Origin of the sequence: Serratia sp. N21D137 (genome assembly GCF_047530005.1) — a bacterium.
GTDB classification, from domain to species: Bacteria; Pseudomonadota; Gammaproteobacteria; order Enterobacterales; family Enterobacteriaceae; genus Chania; species Chania fonticola_B.
This window is the reverse complement of sequence record NZ_JBLJAJ010000017.1, coordinates 56,123-79,008: the sequence shown is the minus strand read 5'-3', so window position 1 is coordinate 79,008 and position 22,886 is coordinate 56,123. Positions and strand designations below refer to the sequence as shown.

26 protein-coding genes are annotated in these 22,886 nt (G+C 55.4%); 17 read left to right on the top strand and 9 right to left on the bottom strand.

Going from position 1 to position 22,886, the window contains the following annotated elements:
• Positions 1–60: 60 nt before the first annotated feature.
• Both ACMV5H_RS14865 and ACMV5H_RS14860 read right to left on the bottom strand, forming a co-directional pair.
• Entirely contained in the window at positions 61–258 is a 198-nt protein-coding gene (locus tag ACMV5H_RS14865) for a type II toxin-antitoxin system RelE/ParE family toxin (RefSeq protein ID WP_414822033.1), read from the bottom strand.
• Between the two features lie 8 nt (positions 259–266).
• A complete protein-coding gene (locus ACMV5H_RS14860; RefSeq protein ID WP_021179086.1) occupies positions 267–554 on the bottom strand; it encodes a type II toxin-antitoxin system RelB/DinJ family antitoxin in 288 nt (95 codons plus the stop codon).
• A 289-nt stretch (positions 555–843) separates the two neighbouring features.
• Here ACMV5H_RS14860 and phnF point away from each other — a divergent pair, with 289 nt between their 5' ends.
• Genes phnF through phnP form a run of 10 tightly spaced genes read left to right on the top strand, consistent with a single transcriptional unit; the run spans position 844 to position 8,490 of the window.
• On the top strand, positions 844–1,572 hold the full coding sequence (gene phnF / locus ACMV5H_RS14855; RefSeq protein ID WP_021807487.1) for a phosphonate metabolism transcriptional regulator PhnF: 729 nt from the start codon (positions 844–846) through the stop codon (positions 1,570–1,572).
• A complete protein-coding gene (gene phnG / locus ACMV5H_RS14850; protein WP_179248704.1) occupies positions 1,573–2,016 on the top strand; it encodes a phosphonate C-P lyase system protein PhnG in 444 nt (147 codons plus the stop codon).
• 3 nt (positions 2,017–2,019) lie between these two features.
• Positions 2,020–2,601: a phosphonate C-P lyase system protein PhnH gene (gene phnH, locus ACMV5H_RS14845; RefSeq protein WP_414822032.1), complete on the top strand. Its 582-nt coding sequence runs from the start codon at positions 2,020–2,022 to the stop codon at positions 2,599–2,601.
• Positions 2,601–3,686, top strand: a complete 1,086-nt coding sequence (locus ACMV5H_RS14840; RefSeq protein WP_179248705.1) for a carbon-phosphorus lyase complex subunit PhnI — start codon at positions 2,601–2,603, stop codon at positions 3,684–3,686. The genes phnH and ACMV5H_RS14840 overlap by 1 nt, the downstream gene beginning before the upstream one ends.
• Complete coding sequence (locus ACMV5H_RS14835; RefSeq protein WP_115159482.1) at positions 3,679–4,530, top strand: alpha-D-ribose 1-methylphosphonate 5-phosphate C-P-lyase PhnJ; 852 nt, start codon at positions 3,679–3,681, stop codon at positions 4,528–4,530. The genes ACMV5H_RS14840 and ACMV5H_RS14835 overlap by 8 nt, the downstream gene beginning before the upstream one ends.
• Positions 4,530–5,318, top strand: coding sequence for a phosphonate C-P lyase system protein PhnK (gene phnK, locus ACMV5H_RS14830; RefSeq protein WP_024483394.1), 789 nt, complete (start codon positions 4,530–4,532; stop codon positions 5,316–5,318). Before ACMV5H_RS14835 ends, phnK begins: the two co-directional genes overlap by 1 nt.
• Positions 5,319–5,331: 13 nt before the next feature.
• On the top strand, positions 5,332–6,036 hold the full coding sequence (gene phnL, locus ACMV5H_RS14825; protein WP_021807493.1) for a phosphonate C-P lyase system protein PhnL: 705 nt from the start codon (positions 5,332–5,334) through the stop codon (positions 6,034–6,036).
• On the top strand, positions 6,033–7,169 hold the full coding sequence (gene phnM, locus ACMV5H_RS14820) for an alpha-D-ribose 1-methylphosphonate 5-triphosphate diphosphatase (RefSeq protein WP_115159481.1): 1,137 nt from the start codon (positions 6,033–6,035) through the stop codon (positions 7,167–7,169). The genes phnL and phnM overlap by 4 nt, the downstream gene beginning before the upstream one ends.
• Positions 7,169–7,723: a ribose 1,5-bisphosphokinase gene (gene phnN, locus ACMV5H_RS14815; protein WP_021807495.1), complete on the top strand. Its 555-nt coding sequence runs from the start codon at positions 7,169–7,171 to the stop codon at positions 7,721–7,723. Before phnM ends, phnN begins: the two co-directional genes overlap by 1 nt.
• A gap of 17 nt (positions 7,724–7,740) precedes the next feature.
• A complete protein-coding gene (phnP, locus tag ACMV5H_RS14810) occupies positions 7,741–8,490 on the top strand; it encodes a phosphonate metabolism protein PhnP (protein ID WP_059199557.1) in 750 nt (249 codons plus the stop codon).
• Here the strand turns inward: phnP and ACMV5H_RS14805 are convergent.
• The 3 genes from ACMV5H_RS14805 to ACMV5H_RS14795 form a co-directional block, all read right to left on the bottom strand.
• On the bottom strand, positions 8,485–9,120 hold the full coding sequence (locus tag ACMV5H_RS14805; RefSeq protein ID WP_021807497.1) for an NAD(P)H-binding protein: 636 nt from the start codon (positions 9,118–9,120) through the stop codon (positions 8,485–8,487). The two genes, phnP and ACMV5H_RS14805, sit on opposite strands and share 6 nt — an antisense overlap.
• Positions 9,121–9,187: 67 nt before the next feature.
• Complete coding sequence (locus ACMV5H_RS14800) at positions 9,188–10,243, bottom strand: DUF1176 domain-containing protein (protein ID WP_115159480.1); 1,056 nt, start codon at positions 10,241–10,243, stop codon at positions 9,188–9,190.
• 30 nt (positions 10,244–10,273) lie between these two features.
• On the bottom strand, positions 10,274–10,705 hold the full coding sequence (locus ACMV5H_RS14795; RefSeq protein WP_115159479.1) for a YhbP family protein: 432 nt from the start codon (positions 10,703–10,705) through the stop codon (positions 10,274–10,276).
• 429 nt (positions 10,706–11,134) lie between these two features.
• On the opposite strand from ACMV5H_RS14795, the gene speFL reads away from it, so the two are divergent.
• From speFL to potE, 3 genes are all read left to right on the top strand, one after another.
• Complete coding sequence (gene speFL, locus ACMV5H_RS14790) at positions 11,135–11,239, top strand: leader peptide SpeFL (protein WP_112363015.1); 105 nt, start codon at positions 11,135–11,137, stop codon at positions 11,237–11,239.
• Between the two features lie 286 nt (positions 11,240–11,525).
• A complete protein-coding gene (gene speF / locus ACMV5H_RS14785; RefSeq protein ID WP_414822031.1) occupies positions 11,526–13,688 on the top strand; it encodes an ornithine decarboxylase SpeF in 2,163 nt (720 codons plus the stop codon).
• Between the two features lie 116 nt (positions 13,689–13,804).
• Entirely contained in the window at positions 13,805–15,121 is a 1,317-nt protein-coding gene (gene potE, locus ACMV5H_RS14780; RefSeq protein WP_021807501.1) for a putrescine-ornithine antiporter, read from the top strand.
• 75 nt (positions 15,122–15,196) lie between these two features.
• Here the strand turns inward: potE and ACMV5H_RS14775 are convergent, their stop codons facing one another.
• The gene (locus ACMV5H_RS14775; protein ID WP_059199552.1) at positions 15,197–16,627 is read right to left on the bottom strand and encodes a 6-phospho-beta-glucosidase; all 1,431 of its coding nucleotides are present in this window, start codon (positions 16,625–16,627) and stop codon (positions 15,197–15,199) included.
• Between the two features lie 37 nt (positions 16,628–16,664).
• A complete protein-coding gene (gene ascF / locus ACMV5H_RS14770; RefSeq protein ID WP_037376527.1) occupies positions 16,665–18,104 on the bottom strand; it encodes a PTS cellobiose/arbutin/salicin transporter subunit IIBC in 1,440 nt (479 codons plus the stop codon).
• Positions 18,105–18,302: 198 nt separating this feature from the next.
• Here ascF and ACMV5H_RS14765 point away from each other — a divergent pair, with 198 nt between their 5' ends.
• On the top strand, positions 18,303–19,322 hold the full coding sequence (locus ACMV5H_RS14765; RefSeq protein WP_414822030.1) for a LacI family DNA-binding transcriptional regulator: 1,020 nt from the start codon (positions 18,303–18,305) through the stop codon (positions 19,320–19,322).
• Between the two features lie 26 nt (positions 19,323–19,348).
• Complete coding sequence (locus ACMV5H_RS14760) at positions 19,349–19,645, top strand: GIY-YIG nuclease family protein (protein ID WP_094981879.1); 297 nt, start codon at positions 19,349–19,351, stop codon at positions 19,643–19,645.
• Here the strand turns inward: ACMV5H_RS14760 and ACMV5H_RS14755 are convergent.
• Positions 19,632–20,135: a GNAT family N-acetyltransferase gene (locus ACMV5H_RS14755; RefSeq protein WP_021807506.1), complete on the bottom strand. Its 504-nt coding sequence runs from the start codon at positions 20,133–20,135 to the stop codon at positions 19,632–19,634. The genes ACMV5H_RS14760 and ACMV5H_RS14755 overlap by 14 nt on opposite strands.
• Positions 20,129–20,650: a ubiquinone anaerobic biosynthesis accessory factor UbiT gene (gene ubiT, locus ACMV5H_RS14750; protein WP_024483381.1), complete on the bottom strand. Its 522-nt coding sequence runs from the start codon at positions 20,648–20,650 to the stop codon at positions 20,129–20,131. The genes ACMV5H_RS14755 and ubiT overlap by 7 nt, the downstream gene beginning before the upstream one ends.
• Positions 20,651–20,938: 288 nt before the next feature.
• Between ubiT and ubiU the strand changes: the two genes are divergently transcribed.
• Together ubiU and ACMV5H_RS14740 are read left to right on the top strand one after the other, a co-directional pair.
• Positions 20,939–21,934 carry a ubiquinone anaerobic biosynthesis protein UbiU gene (ubiU, locus tag ACMV5H_RS14745; protein WP_021807507.1) on the top strand — a complete coding sequence of 332 codons (996 nt, stop codon included), beginning with the start codon at positions 20,939–20,941 and terminating at the stop codon, positions 21,932–21,934.
• A gap of 8 nt (positions 21,935–21,942) precedes the next feature.
• Positions 21,943–22,821: a U32 family peptidase gene (locus ACMV5H_RS14740; protein WP_223664983.1), complete on the top strand. Its 879-nt coding sequence runs from the start codon at positions 21,943–21,945 to the stop codon at positions 22,819–22,821.
• Positions 22,822–22,886: the final 65 nt, after the last annotated feature.

The window sequence follows — 22,886 nt, the reverse complement described above, 5'->3', positions numbered from 1 at the left end:
GAAAGCCCAACAGTATACTTAGAGATTTACAAATGGATTTCATGAATGAAAGCTTTTTAATTATATGTTTTTATTATTGAATAATTGTGCGCTAACAAAGCTTGTGAGCCTAACCATTTCTGGGTTTTCTAGCAGCGACTCAACGGCAAGTTCAATCTCATCATCAACTTGTTCCGCGGCCAATGGATTGAGTGGATAAAGAAATTCAAAAATGCGTTCCCGATCTTGCAACGCAACGTCGTCCCATTCGATGCGCATAATAATCCTTATTTGGTTGCGTATTTCGCCCTGACTTTGGCTTTAAAGTCGCTCATTCTCTCCTCAGCTTGCCGCTGGGTAAGATAAACAGCCTCTCCTTCATGCAAACGGGCAAAGGCTGCATCAACCTTATCTTTCAACCAGTTTTCGTGTTCTTCAGCAGCACGTTGATCGTCCGCCATTTGTTGTGCTAAACGCCGACAGGCTTCACTTAAGGTCGTCCCTTTCGCTTCAGCAGCTTTCTGTGCCAACAGTTTAGTTTCATTTTCAATGCGAAACTGGATACGGCTTTCCATCTTCAAAACTCCTACATACTCCGTATTCAACATCCATAAACGTTAGCACGTTTGTGACAACAAAATAAGCCTCATTGGTGTTTTTTCACTCAAGCCAGCACCCACTCTTTACATCAATCTAAGCCATCACCTCCCTGTCCCAAATTGTTCATCAGTTCGCCACCTGCGCGTCACCTGATTGTCATCTGCCCCCGGCAACATTAGCCCAACTTTGTTACCGAGTGCCGATCATGAATGCTATCGCCGCTTTTTCGCTTGCTCCCCCAACCGAAGTGCCGAGGTATTGGCTATGACGCACTTATCTAGACATCCGACCAGTTACCCTACCCGATATCAACAGATTGCCGCCCAACTGGAGCAGGAACTGTGCAGCCAATACCGTTGCGGAGATTATCTACCTTCAGAACAACAGCTTGCCGAACGTTTTGAGGTCAATCGCCACACGCTGCGCCGCGCCGTAGACGAGCTGGTAGAGCGCGGTTGGCTGCAGCGCCGCCACGGCATCGGCATTCTGGTATTGCTACGCCCGTATAACTATCCGCTGCACGCCAACACCCGCTTCAGCCAGAACCTGTTCGAGCAGGGCAGTCACCCCACCAGTGAGCGCTTACTCGCTGTTTTACGCCCGTGTAATGGGCATATCGCCAGCGCGCTCAGCCGTGAAGAGGGGGAAACGATTATACACTTACGCACCCTGCGCCGGGTGAACGGCGTTCCCCTCAGCGTGATCGACCACTATCTGCCCGATCTGGACTGGTGGCCCGCCTTACAGCAGTTCCACAGCGGCTCGCTGCATGAGTTTATCCAACAACAGATCCACCAGCCGCTGACCCGCCGCCAGACCCGCATCAGCGCACGGCGTGCCCAGGCCAAAGAGAGCCGCCTGCTGGAGATAGCAACCCATGCCCCTTTGCTATGCGTGCGCACCCTAAATACCTGTATCGGCAGCGATTTGGTGGCGGAATACTCCGTCAGCCTGGCGCGCGCCGACATGATCGAACTGACGATGGAGCACTGAATGCAATCCTTACAGCAGAGACAACGCTGGATGTCGGTCCTGGCGCATAGCCAACCCGCCCAGTTGCGCAGCCACTGGCAGGCGCTGAACCTCAACCCAAGCTACCAGCGCCTGCGCGCCCCTGAGATTGGCCTGACACAGCTGCTAGGGCGGATGGGAGCGACCGGCCGCCGCTTTGTACTGGGCGACATGACCGTCACCCGTGCCGTGGTGCAGTTGGAAAACGGTGGCCAGGGCTACAGCTACATAACCGGGCGTGACAAGGAACATGCCGAACTCTGTGCGCTGATCGACGCCCTGCTACAACAACCCGCCAACCATGAATTGCTACAGCTTCAGCTGATTGAGCCCCTGGCCGCACTGCAGCAGGAGCAGCGCCAACTGCGCGCCCGTGCCGTAGCAGCCAGCCGGGTAGACTTCTTTACGCTGGTGCGAGGGGATTAAGCCATGACGTTACTAGCCGGTTTTGACCAGCCGATTGAGCAATCTCAGTCTGCTTTCCGTTTGATTTTAAAGGCGTTGAGTGAGCCTGGCGTGATTGTTGAACTGCCAAATTGCCCGGCATGGGGTGCGCTGAACGCCGCCAGCACTGCCGTGATACTGACGCTGGCAGATCAGGAAACCCCGCTCCAGCTCTGTGCCGACCTTGAAAGCGAGCAAGTGCTAACTAACATCCGTTTTCATACCGGTGCTCCGCTGGCTACCCGGCAGGAAGATATCCATCTGGCGGTATGGGATGACCAGTTACAGCCTGCCGAGCTGAGCGCATTACCCCACGGCAATGAAGTCTCACCGGAGTTCGGTGCCACGCTAGTGGTACAGGTTACCGCATTGGCAGGCAGCCACACACTGCGCCTTTCCGGCCCCGGTATTGAAAAAAAACGGGAAATTGCCCCGCCGTTGCCAGCTGCCCTACGGGCTTATCTACTCGAACGGCCTCAGCGCTTCCCGCTAGGTCTGGACATTATCTTGACCTGCGGTGAGCGTCTGATGGCGCTGCCAAGAACCACCCGCGTGGAGGAGTGCTGATGTACGTTGCGGTGAAAGGGGGCGAAAAGGCCATCGAGGCTGCCCATCAACTACAGGAAAATCTGCGCCGGGGTGACGAAGCTGTCCCAGCACTTAGCGCGGAGCAAATCGGTGAACAGCTTGGCTTGGCGGTTGACCGGGTGATGACGGAGGGCGGTATTTACGATCGCCAACTGGCCGCGTTAGCGATAAAACAGGCCAGTGGCGACCTGGTAGAGGCTATTTTCCTGCTGCGTGCCTATCGCACTACTCTGCCGCGCCTGGCCGTCAGCGAACCGCTAGCTAGCGAGAACATGCGGTTGGAGCGGCGCATCTCAGCGGTTTACAAAGACTTGCCCGGTGGCCAGGTGCTTGGCCCGACCTACGACTATACCCACCGCCTGCTGGATTTTGCGCTGTTGGCCAACGGTGAAACACCTCCGGCACCACAGGCCGATGAGCCACTACCAGAGAACTGCGCCCACGTGTTCGACCTTCTCAACCAGCAACGGCTGGCGCTGGCAGAAGAGGATGACGGCAGCACTCCGGACGATATTACCCGTAACCCGCCGGTTTACCCCTGCTCCCGCTCGGCGCGCTTACAGCAGCTAGTGCGTGGCGATGAGGGCTTTCTGCTGGCATTAAGCTATTCCACCCAACGCGGCTATGGCCGTAACCATCCGTTCGCCGGAGAGATCCGCAGCGGTTACGTTACCGTGGAGATCGTGCCGGAAGAGTTGGGTTTCGCCGTCGATATCGGCGAGATCTTGCTGACTGAGTGCGAGATGGTGAACGGCTTTGTCGACCCGCAGGACCGGCCTGCGCACTTCACCCGTGGCTATGGGCTGGTGTTTGGCCGCTCGGAACGTAAAGCCATGGCGATGGCGCTGGTGGATCGCGCCCTGCAAACCACCGAGTACGGCGAGGACGTGGCAGGCCCGGCACAGGACGAAGAGTTTGTGCTGGCGCACGCCGATAACGTGGAGGCCGCCGGTTTCGTCTCCCATCTCAAGCTGCCGCACTACGTCGATTTCCAGGCCGAACTGGAGCTGCTCAAACGCCTGCAGCAGGAATTTGCCGCCCTTCAGGAGACCCGCCATGAGTGAAGTATTGACCGGCTATAACCTCGGTTATCTGGATGAACAAACCAAGCGTATGATCCGCCGCGCCCTGCTCAAAGCGGTGGCGATCCCCGGCTATCAGGTGCCGTTTGGTGGCCGTGAGATGCCGATGCCTTATGGCTGGGGCACCGGCGGCATTCAGATCACTGCCAGCATCATTGGCCGCACCGACGTGCTGAAGGTCATCGACCAGGGTGCTGACGACACCACCAACGCGGTCTCCATCCGCCGCTTCTTCCAGCGAGTAGCCGGTGTTGCTACCACTGAGCGCACGCCAGAGGCCACGCTGATCCAGACCCGTCACCGTATTCCGGAAACGCCATTGCAGGCGGATCAAATCCTGATTTATCAGGTGCCCATCCCGGAGCCGCTGCGCTTTATCGAACCGCGCGAGACCGAAACGCGCAAGATGCACGCGCTGGAAGAGTACGGCGTGATGCAGGTGAAGCTGTATGAAGATATCGCCCGCTACGGCCATATCGCCACCACCTATGCCTATCCGGTGAAGGTTAACGATCGCTATGTGATGGACCCATCACCGATCCCTAAATTCGATAATCCGAAGATGCACATGATGCCCGCGTTGCAACTGTTCGGCGCCGGGCGTGAAAAACGCATCTACGCCCTGCCGCCGTTTACCAAGGTGGAAAGCCTGGACTTTGACGACCATCCGTTCAGCGTACAGCAGTGGGAAGAACCTTGCGCCCTGTGCGGCTCGCGCCACAGCTATCTGGATGAGGTGGTGCTCGACGACCAGGGCAACCGGATGTTCGTCTGCTCAGACACCGATTTCTGCCAGCAACAACTCAACCAAGAGGTACCGCACTGATGACTTCCGCTCCATTGAGTGCCACGCCGTTGCTGACGGTCGACAACCTCACCCACCTTTACGCGCCTGGCAAGGGTTTCAGCAACGTGTCATTCGATATCTATCCTGGTGAAGTACTGGGCATCGTCGGCGAATCCGGCTCGGGTAAAACCACGTTGCTCAAGTCGATCTCCGCCCGGCTGGCCCCACAACAGGGGCAGATCCTCTACCGCCCACAACCGGGGCAACAACAGGATCTGTACGCCATGGCAGAAAGCGATCGCCGCCGCCTGCTGCGCACCGACTGGGGCGTGGTCCATCAGCATCCGCTCGACGGTCTGCGGCCACAGGTGTCTGCCGGTGGCAACATCGGTGAGCGCCTGATGGCTATCGGCCAGCGTCATTACGGTGATATTCGCCAGCAGGCTAAACAATGGCTTGAAGACGTGGAGATCCCGGTTTCTCGTCTGGATGACCTGCCCACCACCTTCTCCGGCGGTATGCAGCAGCGTTTGCAGATCGCCCGCAATCTGGTGACCCACCCCAAGCTGGTGTTTATGGATGAGCCGACCGGCGGGCTGGACGTTTCCGTGCAGGCGCGCCTACTGGATCTGCTGCGCAATCTGGTGGTGGAAATGCAGCTGGCGGCGGTGATCGTCACTCACGATCTGGGGGTTGCACGCCTGCTGGCCCACCGTTTGCTGGTGATGAAGGAAGGTGAAGTGGTGGAAAGCGGTCTGACCGATCGGGTGCTGGACGACCCGCACCATCCGTACACCCAACTGCTGGTCTCTTCGGTTCTTTCGTAACACAGGTGAGATAATGACAATTAAAATCCGGGTTGAACACCTGAGCAAAACCTTTGTCCTGCACCAACAACACGGCACCCGCCTGCCGGTGTTGCAGGATGCCAACCTGACCGTCAGCAGCGGCGAATGCGTGGTGCTGCACGGCCACTCGGGCAGTGGGAAATCCACCCTGCTGCGCTCGCTGTATGCCAACTATCTGCCAGACAGCGGCAAGATCTGGATCCATCACCAAAACGACTGGCTGGAGCTGGTTCAGGCCGAGGCTCGTCAGATCCTGGCGGTGCGCCGCCACACCATCGGCTGGGTCAGCCAGTTTCTACGGGTGATACCCCGCATCAGCGCGCTGGAAGTGGTGATGCAGCCGTTGCTGGAATCCGGCGTTGAGCGTAGCGAATGCCGTGAACGCGCCGAAGCCCTACTTAACCAGCTCAACGTGCCGCAGCGCCTATGGCAGTTGGCCCCTTCGACCTTTTCCGGTGGTGAGCAACAGCGGGTGAATATCGCCCGTGGCTTTATCAAGGATTACCCCATTCTGCTGCTGGACGAGCCGACCGCCTCCCTCGACAGCCGCAATAGCGCGGCGGTGGTGAACCTGATCGAACAGGCCAAACAGCGTGGCGCTGCCATCGTCGGTATTTTCCACGACGCAGGCACCCGTCAGCAGGTGGCAGACCGTTTACATACCATGCAGGCCCCACAGGTTCTGGAGACGCCATGATTATCAATAACGTCAAGCTGGTGCTGGAACACCAGATCGTTGCAGGTTCACTGGAAATGACCGACGGCGTGATCCGCAGCTTTGCCGATACCCCAAGCCAGTTACCGCAGGCGCTGGATGGCGAAGGCGGCTGGTTGCTACCCGGGTTGATCGAGCTGCATACCGACAATCTGGACAAGTTTTTCACCCCGCGCCCCAACGTGGACTGGCCAGCGCATTCGGCCATGAGCAGCCACGACGCGCTGATGGTCGCCAACGGCATCACCACGGTGCTGGATGCGGTGGCGATCGGTGACGTGCGCGACGGCGGGCACCGGCTGGAAAACCTGCAAAAAATGATCGACGCGGTGATCTACAGCCAGCGAGCCGGAGTGAACCGGGCCGAACACCGCCTGCACCTGCGCTGCGAGTTACCCCATAGCAGTACCCTGCCGCTGTTCGAACAACTGATGGATAAACCAGGCGTGTCTTTGGTGTCGCTGATGGACCATTCGCCGGGCCAGCGCCAGTTCGCCTCACGGGAGAAATATCGTGAATACTACCAGGGCAAATATCACCTCAATGACCAGCAGATGAGCGAGTTCGAGATAGAGCAGATGAGCCTGTCCGAACGCTGGGCCACACCGAACCGCGAGGCGATCGCCGCCCACTGCCGGGCGCGTAATATCGCCCTGGCCAGCCACGACGATGCCACCGCCGAACACGTCAGCGAATCCAGTGCGCTGGGCAGCGTGATTGCCGAATTCCCGACCACCGAAGCGGCAGCCCGGGCCTCACATCAGCAAGGTTTGCAGGTGCTGATGGGCGCACCGAATATCGTGCGCGGGGGTTCACACTCCGGCAATGTGGCGGCTCATCATCTGGCGGCCCTTGGCGTGCTGGATATTCTCTCTTCCGATTATTACCCTGCCAGCCTGTTGGATGCGGCGTTTCGTCTGGCAAACGACGATCGCAACGCTTTCAGCCTGCCGCAGGCGGTACAGTTGATCACCCGCAACCCGGCACGAGCGTTGGGTTTGCAGGATCGTGGCCTGATCGCTGAGGGGCTGCGCGCAGATCTGGTATTGGCCAGGCCGCACGGCGAGCATATCTACGTGCAAAACGTCTGGCGTCAGGGCAAACAGGTGTTCTGATGGCTTATCTCATCTATCTGATGGGCCCGTCTGGGGCAGGCAAGGACAGCCTGCTCGAGCGGCTGCGGGCAGCCACCGGTGCCGGGCCGCTGGTGGCGCACCGTTACATCACCCGCCCGGCCAATGCTGGCTGCGAGAACCATATCGCCCTGAGCGAACAGGAGTTTCTGCGCCGCCGTGCCAAGGGGTTATTCGCCCTGGACTGGCAGGCGCATGAGCACCGATACGCCTTTGGTATTGAGGTCGATCTGTGGCTATTGCAAGGGATCGACGTGGTGGTCAACGGATCCCGCGCTCATTTGCCACAGGCGCTGCAACGCTATGGCGCTCAACTGTTGCCGGTCTGTCTGCAGGTTTCCCCGACGGTGCTGCGCCAAAGGTTGGAACAACGCGGGCGGGAGAACGCGATACAGATCGAGCAACGGCTGGCGCGGGCGGCCGACTATCAGCAGACTCTGCCGGTTGGCTGCCACCTGCTGGATAACAACGGCGATCTCGGACATACCCTCAACGCACTGCTGGCCTTAACCACCGGGCAGCCTGCAATGCAGTAAGAAAAGAGGAAACCAACATGCAACTGACCTTTCTTGGTACCGGCGGCGCTCAGCAGGTGCCCGCCTTTGGCTGCGAATGCCTAGTGTGCCAACGGGCGCGGCGTGAACCAGCATTTCGGCGGCGAGCGTGCAGCGCGATGATCACATTTCAAGGGGAAACAACGTTACTGGATGCGGGATTGAGCTCATTGGAAAGGCGTTTTGCGGCGGGGGAAATTCAACGTTTTTTACTGACACATTACCACATGGATCACGTTCAGGGGTTATTTCCTTTGCGCTGGGGGTGCGGAAATGCGATCCCGGTCTACGGCCCAGCCGATGAGCAAGGCTGTGACGACCTGTTCAAACACCCCGGTATTCTGGCGTTCCAACCCCCGTTGCCCCCCTTTGAAACGGTTAAACTAGGCGGGCTGCACATCACGCCGTTACCGTTGATCCATTCCAAACTCACCCACGGCTATCTGATCCAGGCCGCAGGCAAAGCCCTGGCCTATCTGACCGACACCGTCGGCCTGCCGCCAGAAACCACACGCTACCTGCAACAGGTCACTCTCGATTTACTGGTGTTGGATTGCAGCCTGCCGCCGCAGCCACAGACACCGCGTAATCACAACGATCTGCCCCGCGCGCAGGAGATCCAACAACGCTTGCAGCCACGGCGTACTCTGCTGACGCACATCAGCCATCACCTCGATTTGTGGTTGATGACCAACGAACTGCCGCCAGGCATGGAGCTGGCATTCGATAATCTGTGCGTTGAGCTATAAACGGTGCGAGCAGTGCAACTGGTCGGATTCTAAAATCTTGACGCCGCTACCAGGGCTGAAGGCCTGTGTCAGCAGCGTTTGCGCCACATCTTTGGCAGCAACGCCCTTCCATTTGCCAGGCAGCAGGCCGAACAACGGTTGACTGAGCCGTTCCAGCAAACGCGGTTCAGCACGGGAGCCGAACAACATCGAAGGGCGCAATATTGTCAGCCGCGGCCAGTTCTGCTCACGCAGCGCCTGCTCCATCTGCCCTTTGGTGCGGTTGTACAGAAATAAGGATTTCGAGTTGGCCCCAATTGCGCTCACCACCAGGCAATGCTGCGCGCCGAGCCGCCGCCCGGTAAGGGCCGTTTCAACCACCAACTGATAGTCGACATGGCGGAATGCCTCCGCGCTCCCGGCCTGACTGCGCGTGGTGCCCAGGCAGCAGAATACCGCATCCACCGGCTGTGCCAGTTGCGTCAACAACTCGTGCAGATCGCCCCCGACCGGATTGTGCAATTTCGCGTGTGGTGGCAACGCCTTACGCGTGGGAGCAATGACCGAAGTGACCTGCCTATCTGCCAACAACAGACGCAGCAGTTCACTTCCCACCAGCCCGCTGGCGCCTGTGATCAGTACCCGTGCCATATGTTTTCCTCCTCACCCTCTGTTTGCCCAAGGCACAGAACCGCCCGTGGAGACTCTCTAGTTCTTTTTACTGCGCCGCTTTCACCTCGGCGACGTACGTCGGTAAATCCCAGGTTCCGCCCGCATGGATTAAACGGCACAGGCCGGTGGTGGCCTCGTTGCTTTGACGGAACGCCGTGCCATCCCATACCCAACTGGCAGTGGCCCAGCAATCACCCAATCCACGCCCCTTTTGCCCCATTGAGATTATCCCTTCATCATAGCCAGAGCCGGAATTGGTCACCAATACCGGGGCCTGCTTCAGGGCGCTGTCGATCACCCAATAACCGTAACCTTCGTTATAGGCCGCCCGCCAACACACGGCGGTGATCAGGGCATGCCCATTACCGAGCGGGGTCAGCGTGATGCCATCCTCGCTTGCGCCATCGTTATCCTCTGGGGACTGCATGCGGTCGCAATCATCCGGTTGCAGCGTCGCCAGCAGTTTAGGTGTCAGCGCGGCGATCTCGGGTGCCGTAAGCGGGCGCTCTTCCGTCTTGGGCACCTTCACTGCCTGGATCACCGGGGCAGGAATGGCTGTTGGCACGCTGCTTTCCGGCTTGTCGCCTTTTTTAGTCAAAGCACCAGGCGTGCCGATACGCCCCTGCACATCATCCATCTTCAATAAGGTGGCCGAAGCCCCCTCGCCTGACAACACGAAAGGTGCGGGGCCGCCTTTAAATTCAACCGTGCCGCTGCCTTTGATTGCGCCGATCAATGCCAGAGTCTGGCTTGCTGACAGGTTCCAGTTTCCCTCCTTGGTCGGTTTGAGCGCACCAGCCGACTTGCCGTTGATCCACAGCGTCAGCTTTGCCACCGCGGCTGAATCACCCTCTTCGTAGTCCGCCAAGGTCACTTCCCCCGTTGGGACAGTGCCAGGGCCAGCAATGCGCGTGATCAGCACCGAACCGTTCGAAGCGTTTGGCTCATCTTCATTAGCGTAGCCCGCCGCACGACAGGTATTGGTGTTGTCACAGGCCAATTCCCAGTTCTTATGGCTAAAGGAAACTCCGCTGTCTTGCGCCATCGCCGGGGAAACCAATGCCGCCAATAACGATAAAGCAGCTATCTCGGTGTTTTTCATGCCATCGGTCCTTAATATTCAGCTCGATTATCAACGTGCCCAGTGCAGCTTTTTGCCAAAGCCCAGGGTGTTATCGGTCATCTTCACTTCCTGCAACGCGATCTGCCAAATAGGCGCTTTCATCACCTTGGCCACCGGAAAGCGTTTGCAGTAGCGCTTACGGGCCAGTTCAGCCTCGTCCCCCGCCAACAGCGTGATTTCCCCGGCGTATTGTATCCCTTTGATCAGCGCAATGGTCTTGGGCTGCGGCGCAATAGTGCCAACCACCCGGTTGTTCCGTTGCATCAGTTCGCCATGGCGGGTGTGGGGCTCGGTCATCAGCCATAGCGCCATACACTCGGCATCGAATACGTAAAAGCAGTTGGCACACCACATCGCAATGCCATCACCGGCACACAGCGTGAGCACATGCTGCTTACTGAGAAAACGGATAATGTGCAGCCGATCTTCGATCTGATCCAACGTAAGTTCTCCTTATCACCTCCGCCATCTTACCTGCAGATTTGAAGACAGTCACAATTAGCGACAAATTATGCTCAACATAAAACTAGCATATTAATTAGCAATTCATGCATCTTTATGCAAGATAAGCCTGACTACAGTAATAACAAATAAAAAACATCCTAGCTTTATTTCTGCTATTACCCGCTTTTATTGAGGGTGATTTACAGGAGCTTGGTTAGCCTAAACCAAATTTATCCAGTCCGTTGGTTCCATTTGTAGCAATTACTTCACATATACCCTCACGGTAGATTTCATAGCTATTCACTCCGGTGCATAGAAAATGAATAGTTAAGTATAAATCGCATGATTAACGTGATCTGCATCACTTTATTTCCGTATTTAGGGGATAAAATAGCGCCAAGTCCGAAACCCATAGGTAAATGGAAAATGGAAAACAACAACAGAAAGATGGCTCACATCCGACGAACTACACATATTATGATGATGGCTCACCGCAGCTGCTTTAGCTTTGCCTTTTTTAACTTCAGATAAACTCCCTCCTCTGCGTTCTTATTACGTCTTGCAGCCAGACCTATGCCAACGATCATTCCCTGCGCCTGATGGCGATGGTATCGCTTTGTTTTGCTTAAAAACAGAGTGGATCCGGCATCATTGCAACCTCGTTTAAGAACCCAAAAAATTTCGTCAAAATAAACTCGTAACCTAATTATGTTTTATGAACATGATTACGCTCACGCATACCTTTATTTTAACGAAAATACTTTCTGGCAAAGACCTTATTTGCCGGCGGGATATTTTCGCCTGAAGAATGACAAAAATGAACAAACTAAAAATTGCAGCGAACCCAAAAACTCTCTCTTGCTTTGAAACCACACGTGAAATTAGCGATGTGCACCACAGCGACTTTAATGACGTAGCCGCCATCGTGCTTTCCGTGGAAGACGTACAGCAAGGCCTGGTGGCACAGTTGGAAGAAACCAGTTTACACATTCCGATCTTTGTCGCCGTCTGCTGTGAAGAAGAACTGGATAACGCCGTATTACCGGCGCTGAACGGCGTATTTGAACTCTGTGGCAAGAACACTCAGTTCTACGGCAAGCAACTGGAAGCCGCAGCGGTAAAATATGAAAGCGAGCTGCTACCACCGTTCTTTAATACCCTGACCCAATATGTAGAGATGGGTAACGCCACCTTCGCCTGCCCAGGACATCAGGGCGGTGAGTTCTTCCGCAAGCACCCCGCAGGCCGCCAGTTCTTTGATTTCTATGGTGAAACGCTGTTCCGCTCCGATATGTGCAACGCCGACGTTAAGCTGGGCGATCTGCTGATCCACGAAGGCGCACCTTGCGATGCACAAAAACACGCCGCCAAGGTGTTCAACGCCGATAAAACCTATTTCGTGCTGAACGGGACTTCGGCTTCCAATAAAGTGGTAACCAACGCCCTGCTGAGCCGTGGCGATCTGGTCCTGTTCGACCGTAACAACCATAAGTCCAACCACCATGGCGCGCTGATCCAGGCCGGGGCAACGCCGGTATATCTGGAAACGGCACGTAACCCGTTCGGCTTTATCGGCGGCATCGATGCTCACTGCTTTGAAGAAGGCTATCTGCGCCAGCAAATCCGCGAGACCGCACCGGAACGCGCCAACGACGCGCGGCCATTCCGCCTGGCGATTATCCAACTGGGGACTTACGACGGCACGATCTATAACGCTCGCCAGGTGGTCGACAAGATTGGCCACCTGTGTGATTACATCCTGTTTGACTCTGCCTGGGTCGGCTATGAGCAGTTCATCCCAATGATGAAAGACTGCTCGCCGCTGCTGCTGGAACTGAACGAAAACGATCCGGGGATCATCGTTACCCAGTCGGTACATAAACAGCAGGCCGGTTTCTCACAGACCTCGCAGATCCATAAAAAAGACAGGCACATCAAAGGGCAAGATCGTTACTGCAACCATAAGCGTTTCAATAACGCCTTTATGCTGCACGCGTCCACCAGCCCGTTCTACCCGCTGTTTGCCGCACTGGATGTGAACGCTAAAATGCATGAAGGCAAGAGCGGCCAACGCCTGTGGAAAGAGTGTGTGCGCATCGGCATTGAGTCACGCAAAATGCTGTTGGACACCTGCACCATGATCAAACCTTTTGTCCCAGAGCAAATCGACGGTAAACCTTGGCAGTCCTACAGCACCGAAGCCATGGCCAACGATCTGCGCTTCTTCAACTTTGTCCCTGGCGAAAAATGGCATGCCTTCGAGGGTTATGAGGAATCACAATACTTTGTGGATCCCTGCAAGCTGCTGTTGACCACGCCGGGCATCGATACCGCCAGCGGCGAATACAGCAGCTTTGGTATCCCGGCGACCATTCTGGCTAACTACCTGCGTGAAAACGGTATTGTGCCGGAGAAATGTGACCTGAACTCTATCCTGTTCCTGCTCACCCCGGCGGAAGATATCGCCAAAATGCAGCATCTGGTGGCGCTGATTGCCCGCTTCGAAAGACACGTCGAACAAGACTCCTTGCTGAGTGAAGTCCTGCCAACCGTGTACAAGAACAACGAAAAACGTTACCAGAACTACACCCTGCGCCAGCTGTGCCAAGAGATGCACGATCTGTACGTCAGCTACAACGTGAAAGAATTGCAGAAGGAAATGTTCCGTAAAAGCCATTTCCCACGCGTCGCCATGGATCCACAAACCGCCAATACCGAATTCGTACGTGGCAAGGTGGAACTGGTTTCTCTCGCTAAAGCCGAAGGCCGCATTGCCGCAGAAGGTGCGTTGCCTTACCCACCGGGCGTGCTGTGCGTAGTCCCAGGTGAAATCTGGGGGGGATCTGCTCAACGCTATTTCCTGGCGTTGGAAGAAGGGATTAATTTATTACCCGGATTTGCTCCAGAATTACAAGGCGTTTATATCCAGCAGGATGAAGATGGCTGGAACCGGGCTTACGGTTATGTCATGAAAGCATAATTAACTCCAGGGAGGCGGCATATTCTTGCCGCCAGACATACAGAGATATTCCTCGAATTTCAAGCGGAATGGATATGGCTGGAAAAAATTCGAGAAATATAAGAGCGAGAATGATCATGAGCAAATCCAATAATAAGATGGGGGTTGTGCAATTAACGATCCTGACAGCGGTCAATATGATGGGATCCGGCATAATTATGCTACCAACCAAGCTGGCCGAAGTGGGGACGATTTCTATCGTTTCCTGGCTGGTGACCGCCGTAGGCTCGATGGCCCTGGCCTATGCGTTTGCCAAATGCGGCATGTTCAGCCGTAAATCCGGCGGGATGGGCGGCTATGCCGAGTATGCCTTCGGTAAATCCGGCAACTTTATGGCCAACTACACGTACGGCGTTTCGCTACTGATCGCCAATATTGCCATCGCCATTTCTGCCGTGGGTTATGGCACCGAACTGTTCGGCGTTGCCCTGACACCATTGGGCATCTGTATAGCCACTATCGCCGTGCTGTGGCTGGCTACGGTTGCCAACTTCGGTGGAGCACGCATCACCGGGCAGATCAGCGGGATCACCGTCTGGGGGGTGATTATCCCGGTGGTCGGCATCTCGATTATCGGTTGGTATTGGTTCAGCGGTACCGCTTATCTAGCCGCCTGGAACCCGCATGCAGTGCCTACCTTTGAAGCCATCGGGTCTTCTATCTCGATGACTCTGTGGGCCTTCCTGGGTCTTGAATCTGCCTGCGCCAATACCGACGTGGTAGAAAACCCGGAACGTAACGTGCCTATCGCCGTACTCGGGGGCACCTTGGGTGCCGCAGTGATCTACATTGTTTCCACCAACGTGATCGCCGGTATCGTGCCGAATATGGAACTGGCTAACTCCACCGCTCCGTTTGGCCTGGCGTTCTCACATATGTTCAACCCAACGGTCGGTAAAATCATCATGGCATTGATGATCATGTCCTGCGTGGGTTCGCTGCTGGGCTGGCAGTTCACTATCGCGCAGGTATTCAAATCCTCTGCCGACAGCGGCTTCTTCCCGAAAATTTTCTCTAAAGTCAGTAAATCTGATGCGCCAGTGAAAGGCATGCTGACCATCGTGATTATTCAGAGCGTGATGTCGCTGATGACCATCAGCCCGTCGCTGAATAAGCAGTTTAACGTGCTGGTTAACCTGGCCGTAGTGACCAATATTATTCCGTATATCCTGTCGATGGCCGCGCTGATTATTATCCAGAAAGTAGCCAAAGTACCGGAGAACAAGGCACGTATTGCCAACGTGATTGCCGTGATTGGGGCGCTGTATAGCTTCTATGCGCTTTATAGTTCCGGTGAAGAGGCGATGATGTGGGGCGCTATTGCTACCTTCTTCGGCTGGACGTTGTATGGGTTGGTTTCACCTCGCTTTGAGATGACTGAGAAGAAGGTATGAGTTTTGATTACAAAGGGCGCTGCATGCAGCGCCCATAAAGTTGATGTCTAAATGGGCACTTCGGTGCCCATTTTGCTAACTCAAATCCGCCCCATTGCTGGCAATCACCTTCTTATACCAGTAAAAGGATTTCTTTCTGGTTCTGGCCAAGGTGCCATTGCCCTGATCATCGCGGTCCACATAGACAAAACCATAGCGCTTACTCATTTCCCCGGTAGAAGCAGAAACCAAATCGATGCAGCCCCAGGAGGTGTAACCCATCACCGGAATACCATCCTCGATAGCGTCCGCCATGGCTTTGATATGCTCACGCAAATAGCTGATGCGGTATTCGTCGTCGATCTCGCCCTGCGGGTTGATTTCGTCCTTCGCTCCCAGCCCGTTCTCCACCAGGAACAGCGGCTTCTGGTAACGGTCATACATCATGTTCATGGTGATGCGCAGGCCCAACGGATCGATACCCCAGCCCCACTCACTGGCTTGGATATGCGGGTTTTTCAGCGATTTGACGATATTGGCCGCGCTGCTGTTATGCTCGTTCATATCAGCCGAGGCGCAGCGGGAGGCGTAATAGCTAAAGGAGACAAAGTCGACGCTGTTTTTCAGGATCTCACTGTCGCCTGGCTCCATTGTTATAGTGATACCCTTTTCCTTAAACAGGCGCTTGGTGTATGACGGGTAAGCGCCTCGAGCCTGAACGTCGATGAAGAACAGATTCTCGCGGTCTTTCTCTAACGCAGCCCAAACGTCTTCGGGTTTACAGGACCACGGGTAGAAATTGCCCCCAGCCAGCATGCAGCCAACCTGATTGTGCGGGTTAACCTCATGGGCGATTTTGGTCGCTAACGCGCTGGCCAACAGTTCATGATGCGCAGCCTGATATTTCACCTGCTCCTGATTATCGCCTGGCTCGAACACCAGCCCCGCGCCGGAGAACGGGCTATGCAGCAGGATATTGATTTCATTAAACGTCAGCCAGTATTTCACCAGCCCGTCAAAGGCCTCAAAACAGGTACGAGCATAGTGGGTGAAGAACTCCACCATTTTCCGATTGCGCCAAGAACCGTATTCCCGCACCAGATGCATCGGCACATCAAAGTGGCATAGCGTGACCAGCGGTTCGATGCCGTGCTTTTTGCATTCGGTAAACACGTCACGGTAGAAAGCGATCCCTTCCGCGTTCGGCACCCTTTCATCCCCGTTAGGGAAAATGCGGCTCCAGGCGATCGAAGTACGGAATACGCTGAATCCCATCTCTGCCATCAGGGCAATGTCATCTTTATAGCGATGATAAAAATCTATGCCGACATGGCTAGGGTAGAACTCGTCTTCACGCAGCTCAAAGCGTTTTTCCTGACCCAGCTTTACCGCCAGCCGATCTTTGCCATGAGGGATCATATCCACCGTGGTCAGCCCTTTGCCGCCCTCAAGATAAGCGCCTTCGGCCTGGTTAGCCGCTAGTGCACCACCCCATAAAAAGTCTGCGGGGAAAACAGATGCTGGCATAAGATACCTCTTCTCAAATATGCATTTTTACAACAGGTTATACGGATAACGCGGGCGCCGATTTGGCTTTTTCGCTTTCCGCCTCTTCAGTCACCGGGATATCTTCAAAGCCCAGCAACAGCGTGAGGATAAAGGAAAGCACCACCGCCAAAATCATCACGCCAAACACCCAGACAATGGTCATTGGGTTGGCCGGATCAAAGAACTGCACGCTGGTAAATAGACCCGGAGAGGCCATCGAGTGGCTCGCCAACCCGGCAATTCCGGCCACGCCGCCGCAGACAAAACCACTGATCAGCGCGGCGATAAGCGGGCGCTTCAAGCGTATTGCCACCCCGTAGAGCGCGGGTTCGGAAATCCCGGCCACAATCGCCGATGCCGCCGCAGCCAGCGCCGTCTGACGCAGCTCCGGGTTTTTGGTCCGCCAGGCTACCGCCAACGATGAACCGCCCAGCGAGAGGTTGGCACCAATTTCAGAGGGCATCACCATGCCTTCTTTGCCGGTTTCCGCGATGGTTTGAATGATGGTTGGCGTAAATACGCGGTGCATCCCGGTCATCACCAGCAGCGGCCATAACCCGCCCATAATCGCTACGGATAACCACCCCAGATAGCTGTGAATGGTGTACACCAGCGCGGAAATGCCGCTACCAATCCAGATGCCCAGCGGGCCAATCAACAAGATGGCGATTGGCGCAGAGATCAGCACGATCAGCATCGGTTTGAGGAAGTTTTTCGTCACGGCTGGCGTGATGCGATCGACCCATCTTTCAATGTAGGAGAGCAACCAGGTCATGAACAACGCCGGGATCACCGTGTAGGTGTATTTTACCGCCGTGACCGGTATACCCATAAACTCAACCTGTTGGCCCTGCGCGGCTTTCGCCATCAGATCGATAAATGCGGGATGAACCAGTACCCCGGCGATGGCGATCGCCAGCGACATATTGGTTTTGAATTTCACCGCTGCGGAAGCGGCAACCATCACCGGCAGGAAGAAGAACGCCCCGTCGCCAATGACGTTGAGGATAATCAGCGTCGAGGAGCCTTTGCCGAACACGCCGGTCATATCGAGGATCATGGCGAGCAGTTTCACCATCGAGCCGCCGATAATGGCCGGGATCAGCGGTGACATGGTGCCAATCAGCGCGTCCAGGATCCCCGCACCGATACGTTTGAGAGTGATCTTGTTCTTTTCCGGCGCCGGTGGCTGGACTACCGACCCTTCGGGCAACAGTTTCAACACCTCGGCATAGGCCTGTGAAACGGTGTTGCCAATGATCACCTGGCACTGATTTTCGCTTCTTACCACGCCCAGTACGCCGCCAATTGCCTTCAGCCTGGCGGCATCAACAAGGGTGTCGTCGTTGAGCACAAAGCGTAAACGCGTCATGCAATGAGTCACCGCCGCGACGTTACTCGCTCCCCCAACTGCATCCACTATCGATCTTGATACTGCCGCATAATTCTTAGACATGAGGACCACTCTCATAGATAGGTAACCGGTTTCACACAAGAGTGTTGATATTGAGATTTCAGATCAACCTATAAATTTTTTTATTGTCTATTTTGTGATTGTGATCGACATGAATGGGTTCGAGAAGCTGCAAAGGCTCTGCTCTAATGCGGCGGAATGTGTAGAATGGGGATAATTGTTATAAGCCGGGAAAACCCTATGTCTACCATGCAGGAAGTGGCAAAAAAGGCAGGCGTCTCAAAAGCCACTGTTTCACGCGTTCTTTCCGGCAAAGGGTACGTCAGCGAAGCCACCAAAGATCAGGTATTTAAAGCCATCGAAGAGGCGGGTTATCGTCCCAATCTGCTGGCGAGAAATCTGGCCACCAATAAATCCCAGTGCATTGGCCTGGTGGTCACCAACACCCTCTATAACGGCAGTTATTTCAGCGAGATACTTTCCCAGGCGGCGCAAAAGTTGGAAGACAACGGCCGCCAGTTGATCCTGGTGGACGGTAAACACAGTGCCGCAGAAGAGCAAGAGGCGATCCGATTCCTGCTCGATTTACGCTGCGACGCCATCATCATCTACCCACGTTTCTTAACCATCGAAGCGATGGATGACATCATCGAGCAACACAAGCAACCTATCATGGTGGTTAACCGCAGGCTGAGAAAACACCAAAGCCACTGCATCTGCTGCGACCACAAAGGGGCCAGTTTTAAGGCAACAAAATACCTGATTGAACAGGGCCACAGGAATATCGCCTTTATTACCGGTTCACTGGATTCGCCAACGGCGATTGAGCGACTATCCGGCCATAAAGAAGCCTTAAATCAACACGATATTGAACTGGATGATAAGCTCATCATCAAAGGAAAGTGGACGCCAGCCAGCGGTGCGGCGGCGATGGAGTCCTTGCTCAAGGATAAGATCACCTTTAGCGCGGTACTCGCCAGCAACGATGATATGGCCGTTGGCGCCATCAAGAAATTGAACGAGGCGGGCATTGCCGTGCCCAATGACGTCTCGGTTATCGGCTTCGATAATATCCCTACGGCTCCCTATCTCTCCCCGGCGTTATCCAGCGTTAAAGACCCGGTGAGCGATATGATGAGCGAAGTGATCGACCGGCTGATCGCCATGCTCGACGGCGGCTATCTGTCGAAGGACAACGTTTTTACTTCTGAGCTGCTGGTTAGGGATTCTGTAGCCGTTGGGCCTTTTTGGCATAAGTAACTCTTTGAACCATTACGCAGGCCGTTATGACTGAAACAACCTGGCATCTCTATATGCTGCGAATGCCAAGCGGGATGCTGTACACCGGTATCACGACAGACGTCGCCCGGCGAGCGGCGCAGCATCAGGCCGGTAAAGGGGCTAAAGCCCTGCGCGGCAAAGGGGAGCTGAAACTGGTTTTTCACTGCCAGGTTAGGGATCGCTCGATGGCTTTGCGGCTGGAATATCGGGTGAAACAGTTGAGCAAAAAACAAAAAGAGGAGCTGATAGTGAATCCGCCCCTCTCATTGGAATACCTACTACCGGTAGTTAAAAGCGACTAAAGGGTGCCGAATACTCCACCAGCCCATTCACACCGCTCAGTGCATCTTCCGCCAACGGATAAACCTGGAATGCGGCTTCCGCTCCTGGCCAGCGGCAATGCAGATCGAACTGGGCAGCCGTTTTAAAGCCGAAACGCCCGTAGTAAGCCGGTTCGCCCAGCACCACCACGGCGGCATAGCCGAACTCATTCAGCGCATCCAACCCTTCGTAAACCAGCTTTTCGGCCAGCCCTTGGCGACGCAGGCTTTCCTCTACCGCCAACGGCGCAAGGCCAACCCATTGGCGATCCTCGCCCGCAACGTCAACCGGACTGAATGCGGCATAACCGACCACGCCACCCTCTTCGTCGGTGGCAACGATGCCCAGCGTCAACAACCCGTCTTCACGCAGTTGTTGTACCAGCTCGGCTTCGTCATCACGGCCAAAGGCGTTACGCAGCAGCGCATCAATACCTGCGGCATCCACCGGGATTTCAACGCGGATCAGCATGGCTGCGGCACACGGGAAGTTTGCGCCGTGCCCTCCTGCAAACCTGCTTCCACAAAGTCTGCTAACCGCAGCAGCCCAACGCGTAACGGCGTAGGCATCGCATCCAGATCGATAGCGTCCATCAGATTTTTTACATACAGGCCCAATTCGGTATCTCCTTCAATCTGCAACCGACGCTGGAAAAACAGCGTGTCGGGATCTTGCTTACGTGCCGCAATCAAGATCAGATCGTTGGCTTCGCCGCTGAAGCTGACGTCCGCCTCAGCCTGTTGGCTCACCACCAGCCTATCGTTTTCTACCGTCATAAACCATTGCAGTGCCAGATCGCGCACTTCAATCTTCAGCCAGCGCGATTCGAGAAATTCTAAATCTCCCTCAGCCAGCGCCTGACGGAACTGCCAGCTCAGCACCTGTTGCAAAACCTGACGCTGCAGAGCAAACGGCGTGAATTTTAACGGTACGCGCAACAGCGACGGCCCTTGACGCACAATGCGTGCTCGTAGTTTTTCCAACACTGTTATTCACTCCTTTCTACTCAGTCTGAGGTTATTTTGCCACATTGCGGCTACGCGTAACCGGTCTATATCAACAAATGGTGCAATTAACGCTCATCTTGCCCTACAGATTTCAAGTTACTGCTTGAATATCAATACGCCAGAAGCTGCCTCAAATCAAAGCTTGTTAACCTCGGGTTCACTAAAATTGTCTCCCCTTTTACATCATTGCCAGGCGAATCAATGGCCCGGCAACGTTTATCACAGCATATACCTGGCCAGGTATATAGCTGGGATCAGGATAGATCTATGGAGCTGCTTTGCCCCGCTGGCAACCTGCCGGCCTTGAAAGCCGCGGTAGATAATGGCGCAGACGCCGTTTACATCGGCCTGAAAGACGATACCAATGCGCGCCACTTTGCCGGGCTGAACTTTACTGAGAAGAAGCTGCAGGAAGCGGCTGACTATGTGCACCGGCATGGCCGCAAGCTGCATATCGCCATCAACACCTTTGCTCACCCCGATGGCTACGCACGCTGGCAGAGAGCCGTGGATATGGCCGCCCAGTTGGGTGCCGACGCGCTGATCCTGGCTGATTTGGCAATGCTGGAGTACGCAGCGGAACGTTATCCGCAGGTGGAGCGCCATGTTTCGGTGCAAGCCTCTGCGACCAATGAAGAAGCCATCCGTTTTTATCAACGCCACTTTGATGTGGCCCGCGTGGTGCTGCCTCGTGTGCTGTCGATGCACCAAGTGAAGCAATTATCACGCACCAGCCCAGTACCGTTGGAAGTGTTCGCCTTTGGCAGCCTGTGCATCATGGCCGAAGGGCGGTGTTACCTCTCCTCTTATCTGACTGGGGAATCGCCTAACACCGTGGGCGCCTGCTCACCTGCCCGCTTTGTACGCTGGCAACAAACACCGCAGGGGATGGAATCGCGCCTGAATGACGTACTGATCGACCGTTATCAGGACGGCGAAAACGCCGGTTACCCAACGCTGTGCAAAGGCCGCTATCTGGTGGATAACGTGCTCTATCACCCGCTGGAAGAGCCCACCAGCCTGAATACGCTGGAGCTGCTGCCAGAGCTACTGGCCGCCAATATTGCCTCGGTGAAGATTGAAGGCCGCCAACGCAGCCCTGCCTATGTCAGCCAGGTTGCGCGCGTCTGGCGCCAGGCCATAGATCGCTGTATGGCCAACCCGGCTGGCTATACAGCCGACGCAGCCTGGATGGAAACGCTCGGCGCAATGTCCGAAGGCACCCAGACCACGCTTGGCGCGTACCACCGCAAATGGCAGTAGGAGAAACCATGAAATATGCATTAGGCCCGGTGCTCTACTACTGGCCAAACAGCGAGATAGAATCCTTCTATCAGCAGGCGATAAGCAGCAGCGCCGATATTATCTATCTTGGCGAGAGCGTCTGCACCAAACGGCGTGAAATGAAAGTAGGTGACTGGCTGGCGCTGGCGCAGGAGATCGCCAAATCGGGTAAGCAGGTGGTGATCTCTACCCTGGCTTTGCTACAGGCACCCTCAGAGCTGAATGAGCTGAAGCGTTATGTGGAGAACGGCGAATTCCTGATCGAAGCCAACGATCTTGGTACGGTGAATATGGCCGCCGATCGCGGTTTGCCGTTTGTCGCCGGGCATGCCCTCAATTGCTACAACGCCTACACTCTGCGCCTGCTGCACAAGCAGGGCATGATGCGCTGGTGCATGCCGGTAGAGCTTTCACGCGACTGGCTGGTCAATTTATTGCAGCAATGTGATGAGTTAGGGTTCCGCCAGGGGTTTGAAGTGGAAGTGTTAAGTTACGGGCACTTGCCACTGGCCTATTCGGCGCGCTGTTTTACTGCACGCTCGGAAAACCGGGGCAAGGATGAATGCGAAACCTGCTGCATCAAATATCCGCAGGGGCGCATCGTCAATTCTCAAGAGAACCAACAGGTGTTTGTGCTCAACGGTATCCAGACCATGAGTGGCTACTGCTACAACCTGGGCAACGAACTGACCAGCATGCAGGGGTTGGTGGATATTGTACGCCTGTCGCCACAGGGCGTAGAAACACTGGCGATGCTCGACAGCTTCCGAGCTAATGAGCAAGGTCAGCAGCCGCTGACGTTAACCGACCATACCGAATGCAACGGTTACTGGCGGCGCGTAGCCGGGTTGGAGCTGGTGCAGTAAATCCAGGCTCCCCCCTCACCCCAACCCTCTCCCAAAGTATAGACCGAGTACCACGTGAATACGTA